The organism is Anaerosporobacter mobilis DSM 15930 (genome assembly GCF_900142955.1).
GTDB lineage: Bacteria > Bacillota > Clostridia > Lachnospirales > Lachnospiraceae > Anaerosporobacter > Anaerosporobacter mobilis.
The window spans coordinates 98,943-120,472 of the sequence record NZ_FRCP01000021.1 but is presented as its reverse complement, the minus strand read 5'-3'; the positions used below and the strand labels follow the sequence as shown (position 1 = coordinate 120,472).

At 35.2% G+C, this 21,530-nt stretch carries 19 protein-coding genes; 3 read left to right on the top strand and 16 right to left on the bottom strand.

The annotated features are described in order from the left end of the window. Positions 1-180: 180 nt before the first annotated feature. From BUB90_RS19220 to BUB90_RS19180, 9 genes are all read right to left on the bottom strand, one after another. The gene (locus BUB90_RS19220; protein ID WP_073290460.1) at positions 181-1,134 is read right to left on the bottom strand and encodes a carbohydrate kinase family protein; all 954 of its coding nucleotides are present in this window, start codon (positions 1,132-1,134) and stop codon (positions 181-183) included. A gap of 111 nt (positions 1,135-1,245) precedes the next feature. Further along, positions 1,246-2,673 (bottom strand): sensor histidine kinase, encoded by a 1,428-nt coding sequence (locus tag BUB90_RS19215; protein ID WP_073290458.1) that lies wholly within the window; start codon positions 2,671-2,673, stop codon positions 1,246-1,248. An 11-nt stretch (positions 2,674-2,684) separates the two neighbouring features. Beyond that, the gene (locus BUB90_RS19210) at positions 2,685-3,368 is read right to left on the bottom strand and encodes a response regulator transcription factor (RefSeq protein WP_073290455.1); all 684 of its coding nucleotides are present in this window, start codon (positions 3,366-3,368) and stop codon (positions 2,685-2,687) included. Positions 3,369-3,611: 243 nt separating this feature from the next. Then, positions 3,612-4,430: a MetQ/NlpA family ABC transporter substrate-binding protein gene (locus BUB90_RS19205; RefSeq protein WP_073290453.1), complete on the bottom strand. Its 819-nt coding sequence runs from the start codon at positions 4,428-4,430 to the stop codon at positions 3,612-3,614. A gap of 40 nt (positions 4,431-4,470) precedes the next feature. Next, positions 4,471-5,136, bottom strand: a complete 666-nt coding sequence (locus tag BUB90_RS19200; protein ID WP_073290451.1) for a methionine ABC transporter permease — start codon at positions 5,134-5,136, stop codon at positions 4,471-4,473. Beyond that, a complete protein-coding gene (locus BUB90_RS19195; protein WP_073290448.1) occupies positions 5,129-6,136 on the bottom strand; it encodes a methionine ABC transporter ATP-binding protein in 1,008 nt (335 codons plus the stop codon). The genes BUB90_RS19200 and BUB90_RS19195 overlap by 8 nt, the downstream gene beginning before the upstream one ends. A 329-nt stretch (positions 6,137-6,465) precedes the next feature. Next, positions 6,466-6,915 carry a D-aminoacyl-tRNA deacylase gene (dtd, locus tag BUB90_RS19190; protein WP_073290446.1) on the bottom strand — a complete coding sequence of 150 codons (450 nt, stop codon included), beginning with the start codon at positions 6,913-6,915 and terminating at the stop codon, positions 6,466-6,468. Positions 6,916-6,994: 79 nt separating this feature from the next. Further along, positions 6,995-7,840 (bottom strand): coiled-coil domain-containing protein, encoded by an 846-nt coding sequence (locus BUB90_RS19185; protein WP_073290444.1) that lies wholly within the window; start codon positions 7,838-7,840, stop codon positions 6,995-6,997. Between the two features lie 125 nt (positions 7,841-7,965). Further along, on the bottom strand, positions 7,966-9,333 hold the full coding sequence (locus tag BUB90_RS19180) for a sodium-dependent transporter (protein ID WP_073290442.1): 1,368 nt from the start codon (positions 9,331-9,333) through the stop codon (positions 7,966-7,968). A gap of 298 nt (positions 9,334-9,631) precedes the next feature. Between BUB90_RS19180 and dhaS the strand changes: the two genes are divergently transcribed. Further along, positions 9,632-10,198, top strand: coding sequence for a dihydroxyacetone kinase transcriptional activator DhaS (gene dhaS / locus BUB90_RS19175; RefSeq protein ID WP_073290440.1), 567 nt, complete (start codon positions 9,632-9,634; stop codon positions 10,196-10,198). Here dhaS and BUB90_RS19170 read toward each other — a convergent pair. Further along, positions 10,193-10,432 carry a hypothetical protein gene (locus tag BUB90_RS19170; RefSeq protein WP_073290438.1) on the bottom strand — a complete coding sequence of 80 codons (240 nt, stop codon included), beginning with the start codon at positions 10,430-10,432 and terminating at the stop codon, positions 10,193-10,195. The genes dhaS and BUB90_RS19170 overlap by 6 nt on opposite strands. A 298-nt stretch (positions 10,433-10,730) precedes the next feature. Between BUB90_RS19170 and BUB90_RS19165 the strand changes: the two genes are divergently transcribed. Then, on the top strand, positions 10,731-13,043 hold the full coding sequence (locus BUB90_RS19165) for a YhgE/Pip domain-containing protein (protein ID WP_073290435.1): 2,313 nt from the start codon (positions 10,731-10,733) through the stop codon (positions 13,041-13,043). A 208-nt stretch (positions 13,044-13,251) separates the two neighbouring features. Here the strand turns inward: BUB90_RS19165 and BUB90_RS19160 are convergent, their stop codons facing one another. From BUB90_RS19160 to BUB90_RS19150, 3 genes are all read right to left on the bottom strand, one after another. Beyond that, positions 13,252-13,440 (bottom strand): hypothetical protein, encoded by a 189-nt coding sequence (locus BUB90_RS19160; protein ID WP_073290433.1) that lies wholly within the window; start codon positions 13,438-13,440, stop codon positions 13,252-13,254. A gap of 163 nt (positions 13,441-13,603) precedes the next feature. Then, entirely contained in the window at positions 13,604-15,022 is a 1,419-nt protein-coding gene (locus tag BUB90_RS19155) for a glycoside hydrolase family 1 protein (RefSeq protein WP_073290431.1), read from the bottom strand. Continuing rightward, positions 15,023-16,990, bottom strand: a complete 1,968-nt coding sequence (locus BUB90_RS19150) for a beta-glucoside-specific PTS transporter subunit IIABC (protein ID WP_073290429.1) — start codon at positions 16,988-16,990, stop codon at positions 15,023-15,025. A gap of 318 nt (positions 16,991-17,308) precedes the next feature. Between BUB90_RS19150 and gltS the strand changes: the two genes are divergently transcribed. Continuing rightward, positions 17,309-18,511 carry a sodium/glutamate symporter gene (gltS, locus tag BUB90_RS19145; protein ID WP_073290494.1) on the top strand — a complete coding sequence of 401 codons (1,203 nt, stop codon included), beginning with the start codon at positions 17,309-17,311 and terminating at the stop codon, positions 18,509-18,511. A 187-nt stretch (positions 18,512-18,698) separates the two neighbouring features. Here gltS and BUB90_RS19140 read toward each other — a convergent pair whose 3' ends face one another. The 3 genes from BUB90_RS19140 to BUB90_RS19130 all read right to left on the bottom strand — a co-directional run bounded on the left by BUB90_RS19140 (position 18,699) and on the right by BUB90_RS19130 (position 21,294). After that, on the bottom strand, positions 18,699-19,127 hold the full coding sequence (locus BUB90_RS19140; RefSeq protein WP_073290427.1) for a DUF6442 family protein: 429 nt from the start codon (positions 19,125-19,127) through the stop codon (positions 18,699-18,701). Between the two features lie 2 nt (positions 19,128-19,129). Further along, positions 19,130-19,327 (bottom strand): helix-turn-helix transcriptional regulator, encoded by a 198-nt coding sequence (locus BUB90_RS19135; RefSeq protein WP_073290425.1) that lies wholly within the window; start codon positions 19,325-19,327, stop codon positions 19,130-19,132. 485 nt (positions 19,328-19,812) lie between these two features. Next, positions 19,813-21,294 carry an Ig-like domain-containing protein gene (locus tag BUB90_RS19130; protein WP_073290423.1) on the bottom strand — a complete coding sequence of 494 codons (1,482 nt, stop codon included), beginning with the start codon at positions 21,292-21,294 and terminating at the stop codon, positions 19,813-19,815. Between the last annotated feature and the right edge of the window lie 236 nt (positions 21,295-21,530).

Below are 21,530 nucleotides of genomic sequence, written 5' to 3'. Positions count from 1 at the left end.
ATAACACGTAATGTCACTGCTGTAAATGGCTTATATATATATAATAATTCTCGTCAGACAAATCAAGTACTACAGAACAAAAAATGTTACCACAGCTATAACCAATCTCGTTTGGTTATAGCTGCCGTAACATTCTTATTAATAGTTCTATTTTGTTTTTTCATTATATTAGTTCATCGATTAAAATTCTACTGCTGTCCATTCCATTCGTTGTAGATATTGTTCTACAATGGATTGTCCCATAGTAGGGTGAATTGTCTCAGCATGCGAGATCGTAATTGCTGACATTGCAATCGCATATTTAACGGTATCTATAATTGATAAATCGTTCATAAATCCATATGCTAGACCAGCTACGCAGGAATCCCCTGCACCAGTAACATTCACTACCGATACTTTATTTGCTTTAATGATTCCTTCGCATTCCCCGTCATTGTAATAGATCCCATCAGAATCCAGACTTATGAATACATTCTGTATTCCCATACTACGGAAGTATGCTCCTGCTCTTCTTACATCCTCTGTACTCTTTAATTCAAACCCACAAAGCACTTCGGCCTCTAAACGATTCGGCTTAATTGTATGAAAGTAAGGTACTAGATGTTTAATTCTCGCAACTTTTGAAGCAGAAACAGGATCTAATACAAATCTTGTCTCGTCTTTATAGGTTGTTAATAGATATTCCAGTATCTTAGGATTATCTGTATCCAGAATCATATATTCTGCATTTTTTATTATGTCCGCTTTACTATCAATGAATTCTTCCGTTACACTATCCGTGATCTTCATATCAACAATCGCAGATTCCATCTCACCTTGCTCATTAAGAATTGCCATATATGTTGGTGTTGATTCTCCTTCCACAATTAAAGAATCTTTCATATCCAAATGAATATCTTCTGCAGCTTTGAGAATACTTTTTCCTTTTTCATCGTTACCAATAATGGATATAAACTTTGTGTTCACATGCAATCTCGCCATATTTTCTGCAATATTTCGACACACTCCACCAAATGAAACTCGAACATTACCGGGATTTGAATCCTGTGCTCTGTAATTTTGATAAGTGAATCCAATAATATCATATACGGAAACACCAAAGACTAACATATATGGTTCATTTTTAATACTCATTAGATACTTCTTCTCCCTACTTAATCGATTTGTGCTCATTTTTTGATTCATATTTTAATATAATATTACATTTTAGTTTCAATTTCAACGAAAAATTTACTGTAAATTTTTTCATGCTTGTAGGTTTGTTTTAGAAGACAAATTGGGTATCCATATAGTAAATGTTACTCCATTACTTTCATTCTTAACAGAATATGTTCCTTTATGCATATTCATAATTCTCTTAACAATAGCTAGCCCAATTCCATGACCTTCATTATCTCGACCTCTAACTTGGTCTACTTTGTAGAAAACATTGAAGATTTGTTCCAAGCTCTCTTCCGGTATATTCTTTCCTGTATTAAAGACGCTAAGTTCGCAACCTTGATTTTTCTCTTTAAGATTGATCTTAACATACCCTGGTGAGTTTGCGTATTTGATCGCGTTACTTAACAAATTACTGATTACTCTTTCCATTAGATGCTCATCCACATGTGTTAACACATCTTCCTCACCCGTAAACCTAATTTCTACACTTCTCATATCAGCTATATGTTGGAATTTTTCAATCGACTCATGAATGAGATTTTTTATTGGAACTTGCAATACTTGAAGTTCTGACGACACACCCTCTAATATAGAAAGTTCTAATAATTCCTTTACCAACTCATTAATACGATCACATTCATCGACTATTACGTCATAGTATTTTTCTTTGGTCTGTTCATCCTCTGCTACATTATATTTTAATCCTTCTACATACCCTTTAATGACAGCAATAGGCGTCTTTAGTTCATGTGATATATCGCGAACAAGTATCTTCCTTTCCTCTATATCTTCTTGTAAAGATCTAATACTGTTGCTTAATTTATCAGATAACAAGTTAATACTAATTGCTAATTCGCCAATCTCATCATTAGACGTTATTTCAATCTTTTCACCAAATTTAAGATTTCTCATATCTCTTGCTATATGATTCATCTTAATAATTGGGTCCGATATCTTACGGGACAAATACAGCACGGCTATAATACCAATTACGATCATTACAAACCCTGAAGCCAAATAGAATTCATTGGCTACAGCTACACTCTCTTGAATCCCCTTAACAGATTTCGTAATTACAAGAAACACATCCTCACTTATTGTCGATGTAAAGAAAATCTTTGGTGGTAATCCTTTGTTTCTCTCAAGTACTTGATACATATACCCATTATCCTGCCACAAATGATATCTTTTAATCATATTTTGTATATTTTTTGATATTACAATATCCTTAAGTTTATTTTTAAAATACGAAGAATGTAAAACATTCATTTCTTTATCTAGAATTAAAATCTTTACATCTTCATCATTATCTATATCTGTTATAAGGGTATCAATTTCATCAATATTATCTCTATATACAGTTTCAATATCTTTTTGAAACTGTAAGAAACTTCTCTCATTCTTATAGATATAGTATTTTTCAAGGTAAGCTTGATTCATAAAGATTCCTATCCCAACTAATAGTATTGTAAAAACAGTAAAAACTATCATGAGTTTGTTAGTTATCTTCAAGTAATCACCTCCTATTCATTCTTCTTAAGTTCTTCTAGACGATAGCCCGTGCCACGAATTGTCTGTATATATCTTCCTGCCTCTTGTAACTTAGCTCTTAGCGTTTTAATATTCGTATCAAGTGTTCGACTATCGCCATCAAAATCAAATCCCCATACTTGATTGATTAACATATCCCTTGTCAAAGTAAGCCCTTTGTTATGCATGAAATATTCTAACAACTGATATTCCTTATTGTTCAGAAACACTTCTTCCTCATCGACAAACACTTTATGCTCTAATTGATTCAGTATTAACTCACCACAATGTAACGTTGCCGTTTTCTTTCTCTCAATCTTACGTAACAAGGTTTTTATTCTAGCCATAAAGATTGGATAACTAAATGGTTTCGTAATATAATCGTCTGCACCTGCATGAAGTCCTTGGATTTCGTTTCTTTCATCACCTAGTGCTGTTAACATAACAACCGGCATCTCGGATTGTATCCGTATCTCATCAAGAACTTCCCAACCTGATAATTCTGGCATCATAACATCTAAGATAATTAAATCGATTCCGCTGTTGTCATAGAACGCTTGCAAAGCGTCACTCCCATTCTCCGCCTCTATTACAATATAAGATTCCTTCTTTAACATATCTCGAATCAATTCTCGAAATATCGGATCATCATCTGCTATTAAAATAGTAATTTCCATATATAATATAACTCCATTCTCAAAGAATTTTATATTAGTTTTTGATATTCTTCATACTTTACTCTTCTGATAATAGGATACGTTGTTTTCTTTTATTTATTAAGATTGGAATGTCAAATCGATTTCTTCTACCCTATTCAATATAGACGAATATATTATATGGAAATAGCTAAAAAACTCGTGATGGTTTTCATATCAAACGTTCACGAGTTTTTTTATTGAATTTTATTGAATTAACTCTATTTATTCTTCAAAAGGTACAACTGCTCCATCATAAGTATCATTGATGAACTTCTTAATTTCATCTGATTTTAATACTTCTACTAACTTCTTGATACCTTTTTTATCTTCGTTGCCTTCTTTTACTGCGATAACATTAACATAAGTCTTAGCAGCTTCTGATTCTGAAGATTCATATGCAACTGCATCTTTACCTACTGAGAATCCTGCTTCTAATGCATAGTTACCGTTTAATACAACGAATGCTACTTCTGGTATTACTCTTGATACTTGAGCTGCTTCTAACTCTTGAATCTTAATATCGTTTGGATTCTCCACAATGTCTTTCACTGTTGCTTCAAGTCCTACACCATCTTTTAGTGTAATTATTCCGTTGTCTTGTAATAATAATAATGCTCTTGCTTCATTCGTTGTATCGTTAGGAACAGCAATAACATCACCTTTTTTAAGTTCTGATAAATCGGTTTTTGTTCCTGGATAGATACCAAATGGTTCGTAGTGGATACCACCTGCATTTACTAATTTAGTTCCATATTCTTTATTAAATGAATCTAAATAAGGAATATGTTGAAAATAATTCGCATCAAAATCCCCACTATCAACAACTAAATTCGGCTGTACGTAATCAGTGAATTCCGTAACTTGTAAATCCCAGCCATCTTTCGCTAAGATTGTTTTCGCTTGTGTAAGGATCTCTGCATGTGGTGTTGTAGATGCAGCTACTGTGATTACTTTACTTTCTGTATCGTCAGCTTTCTTACATCCGGTTAAAGATGCCACCATTAAAGTTCCGATAACTATTGCTAATAATTTTTTCTTCATACTACTACTCCTCCTTTTTTATAAATACATAAAACGCTTTTTATTTCGTACTTCTCTTATCTAAGCGCTTTGATAAGAACATTCCTAAACCTTGGAATAACTGTGCTAATACAACAAGGATTACAACGGTTACAATCATAATATCAGTCTGATAACGATAGTAACCATAGCGAATTGCGATATCTCCTAATCCGCCACCACCTACTGCTCCTGCCATTGCAGAGTAACCAAGAATTGTACCGATTGCAATCGTTGCTCCAACGATTAATGGAGTACGTGCTTCTACTAAAAGTACTTTTCGAATTATAGTCCATGTGGAAGCCCCCATACTTTGTGCGGCTTCAATAACCCCATGATCAACTTCCTTAAGTGACGATTCTACCATTCTTCCTATGAATGGTGTCGCTGCAATAACAAGTGGAACAATCGTTGCAGTTGGTCCATAACTCTTTCCTAGTAATAATCTTGTGAATGGAATTAATAATACTACAAGTATTAAAAATGGTACACTTCGTACAATATTAGCGAATACATCTAGTATTTTATAGATGACCCCGTTTGGCTTAATTCCATCTTTATCTGTAATGGTAAGTACGATACCCATTGGTAATCCAAGTAGATATCCCACACATGTAGATGCAAGAATCATATAAAGACTTTCAAACAACCCCGTCTTTAACATGTCGATAATTCCTTGATCAAACATTAAGATCCACCTCCTCAACAACTAGCTTTCTATTTCGTAGGTACGTAATCATCTTTTCAGCAATTACTTCATCCTCTGGAAGTTGTAAAATCATTTCTCCCATTGCTTTACCACCGATATTACGAGTATCTGCTCCCATAATATTAATTGGTGTATTGAATGAAAGAATCATATTACCAATCACTGGTTCGAAAGAAGATTGTTCACCAAACACAATTCTTATAAATCGCTGTCCATTCATTAACGCTGTCATTGAAGTACCTTGGTATACAAGTCTCTTTGCTTCGTCCGTTTTAGGTTCTGTAAAGATATCTTTCACATAGCCAGTCTCTGCAAGTTTACCATTATTTAAGATAGCTACTTTATTACAGATTTCTTGAATAACCTTCATCTCATGCGTAATCACTACTATAGTAATTCCAAATCGTTTGTTAATATCTTTTAATAGATTAAGTATAGAATTCGTTGTCTCTGGATCAAGAGCGCTTGTTGCCTCATCACATAATAAGATCTTAGGGTTATTGGCGATTGCTCTTGCTATAGCAACTCTTTGTTTTTGCCCACCAGATAGCTGAACTGGATATGCATTTTCCTTATTCTCTAATCCGACAATCTTTAATAATTCTCTTGCTCTATCTTTCGCTTCTTTCTTCTTAACTCCTGCAATCTCTAACGGAAAACATACATTATCAATAACGGTTCTTTGCATAAGTAGATTAAAGTGTTGGAAGATCATTGCGATCTCCATTCTAGTCTTACGTAATTCCTTGTTCGATATATTCCCTAAGTCTTTGCCATCTATAATAACGGTACCATCTGTAGGTCTCTCAAGGAAATTGATACAACGAACTAAGGTACTCTTTCCAGCACCCGACATACCAATCATTCCAAAGATATCTCCTTTTTCAATATCTATCGAAATGTTCTGTAACGCTTTCACTTGCCCGGATTTGCTCTCAAATGTTTTTGAAACATTCTTAATCTGAATAATTGGTTCCATACGTTCTCCTTCCCCTGTAATTGTCCTCTTTTAGCAATATCTATTCTTACATATACTGTAATATTCTACAATATTACGTGCGCATCTTACATATCTTACTTTTCCTAGTATATATATAGGATTATAAGGTATATAATAAGTATAATATTCCAATTTGTCAATCCTAAATTTCAATTATAACGGATTTTTTTAGCAGATATGCTAATGAATATAACTTGATTGTTATTCTTTCACATAGTAACAGTGTAGATTATAGGGTTACCTATCTATGAGTATCCCTAGCCTACACTGTCATAATAATACTATTACTAGCTATTTCATACTATTTACTACTTAATCATACTCTCATCTAATATGATTGTAAATGGTCCATCATTTTCCAAGCTTACTTTCATATCTGCACCAAATTCACCTGTTTGCACAACTGGAATTATCTTCTTAAATTTATCTATGCAGTATTCATATAATGCATTTGCTAAATCAGGTTTCCCCGCATTCACAAAACTTGGACGATTTCCTTTTTTGCAATCTGCATACAAAGTAAATTGAGAGATTACGAGTAATTCACCCTTCACATCGTTGATGGATAGATTCGTTTTCCCATCCTCATCTTCAAAGATACGCATCTTACTAATCTTATCAATGAATTTATCACAGATATCCTTGGTATCTTCATTACCTACACCAAGAAAGACCAATAAACCTTTACCAATCTTACCAATTGTTTCCCCATCTACTGCAACTGCAGCATGGTTTACTCTTTGAATTACAACTTTCATACTATATTTTATTCCTTTCCAAAGTCTGAAGACTTCGTGCTGTTCAGACATAACAAGTGGAATGAAAGGCACTTAATAATTACAATTGTCGATCTACTTCCAATCCTTTCAAATCTTCTTCAATAAGTTGTTGCGCCCTAATAAGATTTTGAATTTCATTTTGGATTTTATCGTATGTTGTATCTGCTGTCTGTATTACTTGTGTATCATCTTTAATTCCACTATCTTCTCTTTCTACCTGTTTCTTTTCTTCTTCCTCTTTTTCTTCCTTGGCCTTCTTCGCATCTTCGATTTCTTCTTCTAACTTCTCGTCTATATCATCTTTTGCTTGGTTAACCAATTCATCTACAATCTCATTATTCGCTTCTTCCATGATTTTATCCGCTGCTTTTGCTGCATTAACCATTGGATCTGCTTTTAATAATGCCTGATGAATAGCGCTAATTGTGGCACTTTCACCAGCCTTTTGAGATTTTGCAGATTGTACTCTAGCGGTCCATTCCTCTTCTGCCTTATCTAAATTAATTAATTCTGAAATATATGCATCACTGTGAAGGTTATCCTTGTAAGCTTCCGCTAATTCAGCTTTGCTTTGCGTAACCTTATCTAACTCTTTTTGCGCATTCACTGCTTCGTCCTCTAACTTTGCCATGCGCTCTGTTCGCGATGCAAGATCGTTATCCGTCTTAAGCTGGCTGGAAAAAACATCTCCTAATTTCTTCATTGCTTCTTTTCTAGCATCAAGTTTCTTCTGCATCGTCACATCTTTACCTAACGATAAATCTGCAGCGTTCAGGGTTTTTCCTTGTAAGCCTTTGTTCTCTTCTTGTCTAAGCTTTTTAAGACTCTGCTTTTCACCGGTTGCAACTTCAAAATGCAACGAGTTATTATCCGTATTACCTAGCCCCTTAAAATTAACATTCATAGATCTTCCTCCCATCCTAGGTCGACAATGCCAATACACTCCGTTGACCACTATACAATATAATATCGACAGAAAGTACGAAAGTGTTAACTCTTAAGATAGAAGTAACTCAGAAACTACTTGATTTATTTAAAGAATGAATATAATCCATTCACTATAACTATAACGATTATAACTGGTAATACGTATTTACAATATCCTCGTATCCAGCTAGGCATCTTAATTCCCTTGCCTTCATTCACTTCCTTCAAGTAATTATCAAATCCCCAACCATATCTACTTACACAGAATAACGTAAAGATTAAGGAACCAATTGGTAACAACAGATTACTTACAATAAAGTCCTCCAAATCTAAGATGGTCGTTCCTGCACCCAGTGGCTCAAAACCGGCTAATACATTGAAACCAAGTACACATGGCATAGAAACGATAATCATGAATATAATATTTATCCATGCCGACTTCTTACGACTCCATCCCCAAAGATCCATACAAGAAGACATAAGGTTTTCAAACACAGCTATAACAGTAGAAAGCGATGCGAACGCCATGAATAAGAAGAAACAACTTCCCCAGATTCTACCACCTGGCATAGCATTGAATATATTCGGTAATGTTATGAAAACTAAACTCGGGCCACTATCAGGATTTACACCGAATGCAAAACAAGCTGGGAAGATAATCAAACCAGCTACAATTGCTACAAATGTATCAAGGAACGCAATATTAATAGATTCTCCTAGTAATGATCTTTCTTTTCCTAAGTAGCTCCCGAAGATTGCCATAGAACCAATACCTAAACTAAGTGTAAAGAATGCTTGATTCATAGCAGATACAATCACATTACTAATTCCAATCTCATGCATCTTGGTAAAATCGGGTACTAGATAGAAAGATAATCCTTCTTTTCCACCTTCCATGGTAATACTAACCACTGCTAAAATCACCATGATTACTAATAATGCAATCATCATAACTTTGGTAATCTTTTCAACACCCTTTTGTAACCCCAGTGAACAGATACCAAAACCAATTAAAACAACGACTACCATCCAAAAAGTAAGTACTCCTGGGCTTTCTAGCATAGTCGAAAATTGAGTTTGAATTCCTGTCGCATCGGCACCTTCGAATTTACCAGATGCCATTCCAACAAAATAATTCAACATCCAACCAGATACCGTTGTATAGAACATCATTAATAAATAGTTACCAAACATGGCAGCATACCCTTGAAGGTGCCACTTTTGCCCCGGCTTCTCAAGCGTCTTAAATGCCTTAACCGCACTCTTACGACTAGCACGTCCAACAGCAAACTCCATTGTCATAATTGGAAGTCCTAGTATAATCAAGAAGAACAAGTAGAATAATACAAACACTCCTCCTCCACTATTACCAACCACATATGGGAATCTCCACACATTACCAATTCCAATTGCACAGCCTGCAGACAAGAGTATAAACCCTAATCTCGACTTAAACTTTTCTCTTTCCATTCTTCCTCCAAGATAGTCAATCCTATCCTCTTTTGTTGTATATGTTTCAATTTGCATTGCTATAATTCAGCACTTATATGTATTAATGTGCTAAAGTATTTAGCAAAACAATCACCTAATAAATATACCTAAATTACAGTATCATGTCAAACCATTTTATCTGGTAAACAGCACAATACCGCAACGAAGCTGTTCGTTATATAGCATATAATTTCTAGCAACATCTTAACTTGACACACTATTCATTACATTCTATACTATCAGCAGCTTGAATAAATCTATAAACGGAGGCAACTTTATGTCAGAGTCAATGATAACCAAACAGGCGATAGCATCGGGATTCAAACAACTAATGAAGGAAAAAACCTTTGACAAAATAACTATTCTTGATATTACTAAGACATGTGGTCTTAATCGTCAAACCTTCTATTATCATTTTCAGGACAAATACGAATTGCTGAATTGGATTTTCTATAATGAAGTTATTCTAGTGTTAACAAAAGACTTATCACTAGATACTTGGCCAGACAATTTATTTCATATGTTAACAGTTATGAAAGAAAATGATACCTTCTATCGCAATGCAATTAACCATTCCTTTCAAGAGGAATTTCGTAACTATCTCCTTACGATATCAGAAGAACTTTTTTGTAGTATAATCGATCATATTAAGGTAAATTACTCGATGCCTGAAGAGGACCAAAAGTTTCTATCTCGTTTTCTCTCTTATGGAGTAGTTGATAGCATTGTATATTGGGTTAAAGAAGGCATGGTACGCTCTCCACTTGAGCTTAAAAAGCATATCGTTTCCATAGTAAACGAGTGTAAGATGTACGCAACGAAACATCCCACTACGTTACTATAAGTCTTGTATATATATTTTATAAAAATACTCTATAATCTGTTGCTGCGTGCCATCTATACATAACTGCAGTAGTGTTGTATATACTTCATGCTTCTTCGCAGTGTTCACACTAACAACTATATTCTCACCAAGCTCCATGAGGTTCCTAGCGCATCTCTCAGGAGCTTTTTTTCTACTTCTTAGTATTATAGGTATCGTAATATTCAATGTAATCCGCTCAAAAGGTTTCGACATGCTAACTATTTACTCCTTTCCAAAGTCTAGAGACCTCAACGGTTTCTCCCTTTACTATATTCTAACTATATTACGCGTACGTGCATGAGCAAATAGATATCTACTATGAAATGTCGCAATTCTAAACAAATGATCCTATTTGTCGTATTTCACGACACACAAATATATTTGTGTAATTACATCTTTTCTCCCTCGCAATATACTACTACCGAAGGAGAAAATGAAGAAGTTGCATTAACCACAAGTTACTGTGCTTCACACAAGTTCTCCAGACTAAGAAAGGAGAAAAGGTATCTATATGAAAAAAGAAAATACTAAAAAAAGATTTATACCTTATGTAATTTTACTAGGTGTTATCATTATTCCACTGCTTTATAGTTATTTTTATCTCGGCGCTTTTTGGGATCCATATGCCAAACTAGATAAAGTTCCCGTAGCAGTTGTTAATGGAGACACTGGAGCTTCCATCAACGACAAAAGCAGGAATCTTGGTCAAGAGATGTGTGATAATTTAAAAGAAGATGCATCCCTTAAGTTTACATTCACAGATGCAAAGACTGCAAAAGAAGGCTTGAAGACTGGAGATTATTATGCAATTATTGTAATTCCAGAGAATTTCTCTAAGGACATCAGTTCATCAAGTACGACGGAAAAGCAAACTGCAACAATTACTTATTCTGCAAACGAAAAAAGAAATTACTTAGCCTCTCAAATCCTTAACACTGCAGTTGAAAAGGTTGAAAAATCTTTACGTTCTTCCGTAGATGATGAAATCGTAAGTACTTTATCTGACCAATTAACAAGTGTACCTGATCAGTTACAGACCTTATCTGATGGTTTGTCAACTCTGAAAAATGGTGCTACTGATTTATCAGAGGGAACAACGAAACTATCTGATGCATCAGAAGAATTACACTCAGGTACTGACAAATTAGCTAGTGCAACAACTACATTAAAAGAAGGTACATCAACCTTGTCCACAGGCTCTAAGAGTCTTCAAGCAGGAATCCAAAAGATTCTAGCAGGTGGAACAACATTAAACCAAGGTCTAGGAAAATTATCAAAAAACATGGAAACCTTCAGGTCAGGAGTTAAATCTGCTTCAACTGGAAGTACAACACTTGCAACGAATATGGCAACGCTAGATACTGGAATTGATACCTTATTAGAAGGTGCAACAAAACTAGAAGCTGGAACAAGCAAATTAGGGGATTTAAAAGATGGCGCTGCCTCACTCGCTATTGGTGCTTCTTCCTTAGCTGATGGTATCAATTCTTATACAGCTGGTGTAGATACACTAATAAGCACTGTATCAACGTTAACCAATACACTAGGCCAATATGCGGCATCAACACACGACGCTACCATTCAAGCTATTGTATCGCAGTTAACAACGAAAGAAAATCTTGAAAGTATGAAGGCACTTGAGGAAGCATCTACTACCTTAAAACAAGGTGCAGCCTCTTTAAAGACTGGTACAGAAACCTTATCCGCTGGAACACAAAACCTTACTACTCTCAAAGCTGGTATTACACAAATCAAAGAAGGTTTAACTTCTGCCAAAGAAGGTTCCAGTGCATTAGCAACAGGCGCAAGTGATTTACAAAGCGGTTTGGCTAAATTAAATAAAGCCAGCAAACAAATCGTATCTGGAACAAACAGCTTATACGATGGTTCTAACTCCTTATCAAATGGTCTTGCATCTTTATCAGATGGTATTAATACACTTTCAAATGGTGCAACGAAACTTGATGACGGTGCTTCACAAGTGAAAGATGGTGCTAATACTTTGAATGATGGCACTGCTTCTTTAGTAACTGGTACTTCTACATTGAATGATGGTGCTAAGAAGTTAACTGACGGTCTTCAAACTGCTAATGATGGAGTAAATACTTCTCTTACAGAGGCAAATGATAAGATTACTAGTTTAGATGGCTTACATGAATATGCTGCTGATCCTGTAACAATAGAAGCGGAAGCATATGCTCCAGTACCTAACTATGGTACCGCCTTCGCTCCATATTTTATGTCACTTTCCTTATGGGTTGGTGGATTAATGATTTTCTTCGGTATTTACTTTGATCCAGATAATCATTTCAACTTATTATCAAGAAAATCCACACAAGTAATTAAAAGAAGCTTTGCATATTTAATCATTGGATTACTACAAGCTGTCGTATTATGCATTGTATTAAAAATTGGATTAGGATTGACCGTAGAGAATTTACCTTTATATTTTGTTTCTTGTTGTCTGGTATCTATGGTATTCATTGCTATCATACAACTATTATTACTCTTCTTCAGTAACATTGGTAAATTCCTCGCTATTGCTTTCCTTATCATACAATTAGCTTCCTGTGGTGGTACATTCCCAATCGAGACATTACCAAAGTTCTACAACGTAATGTATCCATTCATGCCAATGACTTACTCCGTAGGCCTATTCAAAGAAGCAATCAGTGGAACAGGGGATGCCTCTCTTATCTGGAAGAATATACTTGTATTACTTGCTATCTTAGTTGTTGTAATGGGTATAACTGTAGTTTTTGCAGTAATTCGTAAGAACAAAAATGAAATTACAACTACTGAAGAAAACATTGCAATATCGTAATTAAAAGGGAACTGTTGCAAGTAACTAATTAAGTTATAAGTTTTAGAATACAAAACACAAATACAAATACAACTTAAAGAGACAATCTTTCCATGGTTTTCCTGTGGATTCACGGATACGTCCGATCCGTGAATCCACAGAAACCACAAAGATTGTCTTTTTACTGCTGTGAGAATGCATTTAATCCTAGAATAACAAATAAACCAATTTACTTGTCTATATCTGGAATATCTCCGTCTCCATATTCCGAATTCCAATCATAATCCATGTTGATCTTATTCGTAAACTTATAATTGTCAGTTTCTTTATTTCTAGTCGTTTTGTTTGCACTTGTTTCTGCTTTGTTCGTTGTCTCATTTACTGTGCTAGTAGTTTTGGTATTGTTGTTTTGCTCCATATCAAATCTCCTTTTCCTCATAAAAGTAATAGCTAAAGTAATAGTTAATTGCGAAACTCTTTATAATGCCAGCAGACATACCAATGTGTTTTATATCTGAGGTAATACAATAATTACTCCGTTTATTCTGTACAAGTATGAAAGGATTATTCAATATTTTCTACTATAATTCTTCTCCGTTGGTACGAATAACATTCTGATACCAATAATAACTATCCTTGGGGATTCTTCGCATATCTTTTAAATCATGATCCTCTCGATTGACATAGATGAATCCATATCTTTTCTTAAACCCTTGATGAGAACTTAATAAATCCATAACCGACCATGGGCTATACCCCATTAATTCTACGCCGTCTTCAACAGCTAATGCACATGCTTCAATATGCTTTCTAAGATAATCTATTCGATATTCATCGTGGATTTTCCCATCATTAGTCAATACATCTACCGCTCCTAATCCATTCTCCGTAATAATAAGTGGCACACGATATTTACGATAATATTCGTTTAGTACAATACGAAGCCCCATAGGGTCAATCTGAGCGCCATATTCGGTAGCCGCAAGATTCTCATTCTTTTCATCACGGAAATATCCATATTGATCAAAATCAACTTCATTACCTCGGAATGCGCGTTCCCCTTTCGGGTGAGTATCCTCTTCCTTAAGGTAGCTAGCACAAAGGGTACGATAGTAATTCACTGCAATATAATCCATCTTAGCATTCTTAAGAATCTCTTTATCTTCTTCTAACATAACTGGAACGATATCTCTCTTTTTCAGATAACGCATATAATATCCAGGGTACTCTCCTGTCATATGCATCTCTAAACAGTATTCTGTCTTAAACCAATCATTCATCTTAGCTGCCCACACATCTTCTGGTTTATTGGTAAGGGGATACGTACAAGTTGATGAGATTGCTGGACCAATCTTTCCATCCGTCACGATTTCATGACAAGCACGTATTGCGAATGCATGTGCTAAACACATATGATAATCCATCTGCGCCCTTAGCTTATCCGCCCTATGAAGTGTCTCTTCATTAATATTCATACGTTCATCGACACGAATCATTAGATTTTGTTCATTGTGGACCTGCCAGTATTTAACCCGATCACCAAATGCTTCAAAACAAATCCTTGCATATCTTTCGAATGCATATACGCACTCTCGATTCTCCCATCCATTGTATCTCTCCACCAATGCATATGGTAAATCAAAATGATATAAAGTTACGAAAGGCTCAATACCATTGTTTAATAGCTCATCAATAATCTGGCTATAAAACGTAATGCCTTGTTCATTCACCTCGCCATCACCATCAGGAATGATTCTTGCCCAAGCAATGGAAAAACGGTACATCGTTAAGCCTAATTCTTTCATAAGCGCTATATCTTCTTTCCAATGGTGATAAAAATCACTGGCTATCTTACTATCTGCTTGACGTTCTGATTTTTTAAAGGAGTTATAATCTGCTACTGTCTTACCTTTGCCATCTTCATCCCAGCCTCCTTCGATTTGAAACGCCGAGGAAGACGCTCCCCATAAGAAATCTGGTGGAAATCTATCGTTTTTCATCTAATCTACATCCTTTACTTCCATTATTATTGTATCTCTATTACATCTGGTTTGGTTTGTTCTTGTGATTTGGCATAATTTCACTTCAGGTAGAATAATTGGTGTAGTCAAATCATATCCCGCCTTTGTTATCTCTTCCAAATCAAAAGATATAATTTTTGTTCCTCTTTCTATATGTTGCCCTACTTCTACGTGTTTAGTAAAATGCTTTCCTTCCAATTCGACTGTATTCATTCCTACATGAATTAGCATCTCCAAACCAGTATCTAATTGTAACCCAATTGCATGTAAGGTTGGATATATCATACTTACTGTACAATCCCAAGGAGCCAAAACCTCACCTTTGCTTGGTATTATTGCAACACCTTGTCCCATTCCACCCGATGCGAATGCTTGATCTTCTATCTCTAAAAGCGAAATTAATTCTCCTTCAAGGGGAGCGTATAACGTAGTTGATTTGTCTACGTTTGATTCTTCTAATTTGTTTGATTCTTCTATTACTCCTGAATCCTCATATATTTCATCATTCACATTCTCTGAATTACGCTCTTCACTTAATTCTTCTTCAAACCCTATTATATAAGTAAGAGCTGCTGCTCCAAAATAGGCTACTGCAATACCAACTAGGTAAAACATAAACTTTCTCATACCAAATGCGGCATATGTGAAGATTGTTAACACCCCATTATTGGCAAATGCATCACCATACACGCCACCAAACCCCATAATCGCACCACCAACAGCACCTGCTATAATCGCACACACCATGGGTTTCTTTAGCCTCAAATTAGAACCATAAATTGCTGGTTCTGTTACCCCAACTACGGTAGCCGCTATTGTGCCTGAAGCAGCGATTTGTTTTAACTCTTTACTTTTCGTTCGAAGCATTACTCCAAGAGCTGCACCACCTTGTGCAAAGTTTGCTGAACCAGCGAATGCAAGAATATTCTGATGGCCATTAAGCGCTACATCGTTAAGCCCTATCGGTAATAATGCACGGTGTGCTCCAAAGATTACAAACACACCCCAAAGTCCACCGATTAAAGCCCCACCAAGGATTGGACTAACTCCGATTACCGCATCATAACCAATTTGAATTCCGTTACCAATATAGATACCGATAGGTCCTAATAGCGATAATGTTAATGGTATCATAATTAATAATTCCAATCCAGGTACTAAGATTAATTGTATGACTTCTGGTATTATTCTCTTTAACCATTTCTCTAAGAACGCCATAACACATACAGCAAGTATAATTGGTATTACTGACTCTGTATAGGAGAATACCTTTACGGATTCACCTATTTGCCAAGCACCTTTTACTACCGGTAAACCAAATATTGTAGTCTTCGTTGCAACATCCTGAATCATAGTATCAATCCCTGGATAAACTAATGTACCGGCGATTACCATAGCAATTACTTGATTGCTACGAAGTGCTTTCGCGCAAGTCATCGCTAAGAATATAGGGAAGAAATAAAAGATTACCTGACTGACCGCAAACAATATTGTATACGTATCTGAAGTTGATATATCTACTCCCCGATTACTCATAATCAACTTCGCTGCAGTCAAGAATCCTTTTATTAAGCCTGCTGCCGCTATTGCTGGTACTAAAGGTGTGAAGATTTGAGTAATGATCTGTAATAATTGATTTCCTATCTGTTTTGCTGTTTTTTTACGTTTCACTGTTTCAGTATTCGTATTACTTAATTGCTCCATGTCTAAGACTTGAATTAATGCGTCATAGATATGTTCTACCTTTGCTCCGCAAACGATTTGGTACTCTCCGCCTGCTTGTACCACAGATATAACACCTTCCAGTTGCTCTATCCTTGGCTTATTCGCTTTATTCTCCTCTTTAAGTATAAAGCGTAATCTTGTAAAACAATGGGTGAGTGATTCAATATTCTCTTTACCACCCACATTTTTTATAATATCTTCGGCTATCTTTCTATAATCCAAATTAACCTACTCCTTCCCTGGATCTCCAATAATCCTGTATTTCATATAACAATAATAGTAATTATTATTATGATTGTCAATGTAAATTCGTTACATTTGCTCATTGATCCTATACGTTTAGCTTTAGTTTATTCCATTTGAGTATTTTAAATACAACTGGAGAAACTAACTATAATGTATTTCGAAGAAGTGCTGCTAAGTTTTTTCATATTTGGTATTAATATTTACTTTTTCATGTTTTTACTATATTATATATACTACACGTTTTGTGATAAAAACATTATTTGCAAACAAGAAAGGAAAGGACTAAACAGATCTATGGAAATAAATTTAGACATCTATAAGACTATGGCACTGGTCTCCATTGTATTCTATATAGGAAAATACATTCGTAATAAGTTTTCTATCTTGAAAAAATATTGCATACCTCCCTCCGTTGTTGGAGGCTTTATCTTTGCTTTACTTATACTTATACTTCAAATTACAGGAGTTGCTACTTTTAATCTTGATACAACTCTACAGAATCTATTCATGACAGCCTTTTTTACTAGTATTGGTTTCACAGCCAGCTTTAAAGTTTTAAAAAAAGGTGGAAACAAGGTAGCCTTCTTTCTATGTCTTGCAGTTCTATTAGTAATATTGCAGAATTTACTAGGTGTAACGCTTGCCTCTTTGTTTCAATTACCAGTGCTTCTAGGCCTTTGTACTGCTTCCATACCAATGATTGGCGGTCACGGTACAGCAGGCTCATTCGGCCCAATTCTTGAGGATATGGGGGTAAGTGGTGCTACCACAGTTTCTGTTGCTTCCGCGACATTTGGATTAGTTATGGGAAGTATTATCGGTGGAATAGTTGCAAGGCGTTTAATTCATCATCACAAATTAAAAACGGTTAAAGATGAAGATTCTGAAAAAGAGCCCGATGAAGTTGGCGATTATAATGAAGAAAATCATAATATTCTCTCCTACAAACGCTTAATGAACGGAGCCTGCCTCTTGTTCATAGCTATGGGGATTGGATCAATACTATCTGATATAATTGAGCAGCTTGAGCTAACATTCCCATCGTATATCGGTGCTATGATTGTTGCCGCTATTATACGTAATATCTACGATTTCAGAAAGATAGAAATTGTTGAGAAAGAAATCGAAACACTTGGCGGATTAAGTCTTTCTTTCTTTTTAACTATGGCACTTATGGGTCTACGATTATGGGAGTTATTCGATTTGGCATTCCCATTAATCGTGATGTTATTCTCTCAAACCCTACTGGTAGGGCTGTTTGCTTATATCTTAACCTTCCGAATTATGGGTAAGAATTACGAAGCAGCTGTATTCGCATCAGCTACCTGTGGCTTTGGTATGGGTGCAACTCCGAATGCAATTGCGAATATGGATGAGCTTACAAATCGTTATGGTTTTGTTCACACTCCTTATTTCGTGGTCCCTATCGTTGGCTGCTTATTTATAGACTTTTTTAATTCGGCAATTATAACTATTTTCATAAATTTCTTTAAATAGGACTATACGTGTCTATTAACAAAACGGAGTATTGGCAAATTATATTCATTTACGCAAAAAAGGCAACCTTCAACTGTTTTATACGGATATGTAGATATTGCATATCCGTGTTTCAAACATATTTGAAGATTGTCTTAATCTTTTATATTTTATATTTTATATTTTATATACTACTATAATTATACCTTTAGTTTTCTCTATCCTTTCTCAACCGAATATATACGGCATAGAATTGAACGAAAAGATAAGCAATAACAAAGGGTATTATAACCTCCATGGAAGCCCCCATTAAACCATAGGCTAACAATAAAGCAGCAAAAACATATGTCATTATATCAAATCCTTTTGCCTTTGCCATATTCGTTATCATAATATTTCGCTCATCATTCTGGTCAATTTCAATTTGTTTTACAAGTTCAGGGTTTTTAGCAGTGACTTTTTTATTGATAAGATCTCCAACTCCGTGCCCAAACATTCCACATCCTATGCCTACTAAGATATATGGTAATGTCTTCATGATACCTTGTGGATCCGTTAATGATTTCACAAAATAGAAACCAATTCCACACAGTAAAACCCCTAAAATACTAATAACAATACTTTTGCAATTTTTCATTCTCACTCCTCCTCATAAATAAAAATCTCTTCAATGCTCATACCAAAATAACGTGCAATTTTAAATGCTAATATAATCGAAGGATTATATCTTCCATTCTCTAATGAGCCAATCGTTTGCCTCGATACTTCTACTGCAGCTGCAAGTTCTTCTTGTTTAATTCCACGTTCTTTGCGTATTGTTTCCAAACGATTTCGCAAATTATTCCCCCTTCTCATGTAAAGTTTACTTTCCTTAATTTCATTATACATCAACTATAACAAATGTCAAGCAAGCTTTCCATAAAAATAAATCTACTAAACAAATTTTCTAATAAATCAATGCAACTTTAAAAGACAACCTTATAAATGGTTATACACGAAGCATGGAAGTATAAATCCGTGCTCTATAAATAACCACAAAGATTGTCTTTTTATTATATCATTAATTCAGTTATGATTTTCCTAACAGACTTATTCCTGCTTACATTTATTTTTAACACATACTTCGCACATATAAACTTCACTTAGAGTAGATAATTGCTATATTCATAAGAAAAACTATCTGAACACGTCAGCACTTGATTGAGCAACGCGAAATCTTAGTACTGCTACGTGTGAAGCTAAGCGGGAGCGGCTTTTTCGCCTGCTATAGCAGTTAGCTACTCTTCGTAATCTTCAAGTGCGAAGTTTGAGTTTATTATAATTTATTTCGTAGGTCTTGCGACTACAACCACATTGCGATCAGTGGTCCAATACGTAAACATACCTACATTGCTGGTTCTAGCTTCTAATAACAAACCACTACCATAACCATCCCCATAAGTTCCACAATAGATAGCTACATGATAGATATTCTTGTAACGTCCATTACTTGTTCCATCTGTCTTAGCAAAGAAAAGTAAATCTCCCGGTTGTAATTTCTCTACTGGCAGGGCCTTATACGCAATTGCTTTCTTATTATTAACTAGAGTTTTTGCCATATCAGCTGCTGTTGGTGCCCAGTATTTATTTCCTATATCTACACCTGCACTATGATAGGCTCTCCAGACTAGGCTACTACAATCGTAATATCCTTTCTCCATTCTCTTATCCTGACTATATGGTGTTCCTATTGCTTTCATCGCATATTCTAATGCACCTATCACCTTACTACTGCCTACTGATACAGGAACAAACATCTCTTTACCATCAACATTAATTTGGATACTAGTAGATCCAGCTTTCTTACCGATTACATATCCACTCTTATCTACTTTAGCAATGGAAGTACTAGTAGATTGGTAACTAATTTTACTATTCTTATTGGTACCTGTTACTTTAATCTTCGTTTTCTTACCTTTTACAATGGGAAGTAATTGCACATTTACTTGTGGATCCGTTACTGTTACTTTATAAGTTAACCTCACACCATCGATTTCACAAGTAATAGTCGCTGTTCCTTTATTCACTGCATAGATTGCATTCGAATATTCCCATACCTCTGCCACTGATGAGTTACTAGTTGTTAGCGTTACTTTACTCTCTGGTTGTAATCCTGTAAGCGCTAACTCCTGAGTACAATCCACCGCCAGATTTCCAGATGTCATTTGAATTTTGGGATCACTAACTGCCACACGACACGTATATGTTGTAATCAAACCATTGTATTCAACACAATTCACAGTAATATCTGTGTATCCCATTGATATCCCTGTAACTAAACCCGTCTCGTTCACTGTAGCCACCGTAGGATTAGAGCTCATCCATGTACCTACTTGCGCTTGTGAATAACCTGACATATGTAACTGTGCTGTTTTCCCAACTGCACATACTACTGATTCTTCTCCTAGCTCTTTTTCTGTAACAATTACTTTACACGAATCGCTTGCTATGTAATTAAAGTCTTGATCATAGAGCGAAACCACTATTGTAGCTTCTCCACTTGATAATCCGGTTACCAAAAGAACGTTAGAATACTCATCTTTTTCTACACTTACAGAATAGTAATTCCCTTCGATGGTGTACTCATAATTTCCCCCACTTGGAACTTGCAAACTGAACGTCTCCCCGTTTGACAAAGCCTTTTCATGAACCGGCAGAAAATAATTTGCTGTTTCTTCTGCCTTTGCATAAGTTGGTAGTCCTAATAATAATGAAACCACTACAAGTAACGCAATTACTGATTTGTTCTTCCTAATAACATTCATTCGTATTCTCACTTTCCTTATCTTGCCTCTTAGCAATCTAGATACTCACTTACCTCGCCTGATTCAGATTGGTTCGATTGACATAGCTTTTCTATCCTATCATTTGTTTACTAATTTTAACATCTACCTCCCTATAATACAAGTTTATTTGCATACTAATTTCAAAGAATAAGGAAAGAGCCCTATAAGTGAATACGAACTGTATTCTCTCATATGGCTCTTTTCTTTTAAGTAAT

Coding starts and splice junctions, on each gene's coding strand:
- BUB90_RS19220 (WP_073290460.1), bottom strand. CDS start 1,134: ATGAGTATTAAAAATGAACCATATATGTTAGTCTTTGGTGTTTCCGTA.
- BUB90_RS19210 (WP_073290455.1), bottom strand. CDS start 3,368: ATGGAAATTACTATTTTAATAGCAGATGATGATCCGATATTTCGAGAA.
- BUB90_RS19205 (WP_073290453.1), bottom strand. CDS start 4,430: ATGAAGAAAAAATTATTAGCAATAGTTATCGGAACTTTAATGGTGGCA.
- BUB90_RS19200 (WP_073290451.1), bottom strand. CDS start 5,136: ATGTTTGATCAAGGAATTATCGACATGTTAAAGACGGGGTTGTTTGAA.
- BUB90_RS19195 (WP_073290448.1), bottom strand. CDS start 6,136: ATGGAACCAATTATTCAGATTAAGAATGTTTCAAAAACATTTGAGAGC.
- dtd (WP_073290446.1), bottom strand. CDS start 6,915: ATGAAAGTTGTAATTCAAAGAGTAAACCATGCTGCAGTTGCAGTAGAT.
- BUB90_RS19185 (WP_073290444.1), bottom strand. CDS start 7,840: ATGAATGTTAATTTTAAGGGGCTAGGTAATACGGATAATAACTCGTTG.
- BUB90_RS19180 (WP_073290442.1), bottom strand. CDS start 9,333: ATGGAAAGAGAAAAGTTTAAGTCGAGATTAGGGTTTATACTCTTGTCT.
- dhaS (WP_073290440.1), top strand. CDS start 9,632: ATGTCAGAGTCAATGATAACCAAACAGGCGATAGCATCGGGATTCAAA.
- BUB90_RS19170 (WP_073290438.1), bottom strand. CDS start 10,432: ATGTCGAAACCTTTTGAGCGGATTACATTGAATATTACGATACCTATA.
- BUB90_RS19165 (WP_073290435.1), top strand. CDS start 10,731: ATGAAAAAAGAAAATACTAAAAAAAGATTTATACCTTATGTAATTTTA.
- BUB90_RS19160 (WP_073290433.1), bottom strand. CDS start 13,440: ATGGAGCAAAACAACAATACCAAAACTACTAGCACAGTAAATGAGACA.
- BUB90_RS19155 (WP_073290431.1), bottom strand. CDS start 15,022: ATGAAAAACGATAGATTTCCACCAGATTTCTTATGGGGAGCGTCTTCC.
- gltS (WP_073290494.1), top strand. CDS start 17,309: ATGGAAATAAATTTAGACATCTATAAGACTATGGCACTGGTCTCCATT.
- BUB90_RS19140 (WP_073290427.1), bottom strand. CDS start 19,127: ATGAAAAATTGCAAAAGTATTGTTATTAGTATTTTAGGGGTTTTACTG.
- BUB90_RS19130 (WP_073290423.1), bottom strand. CDS start 21,294: ATGAATGTTATTAGGAAGAACAAATCAGTAATTGCGTTACTTGTAGTG.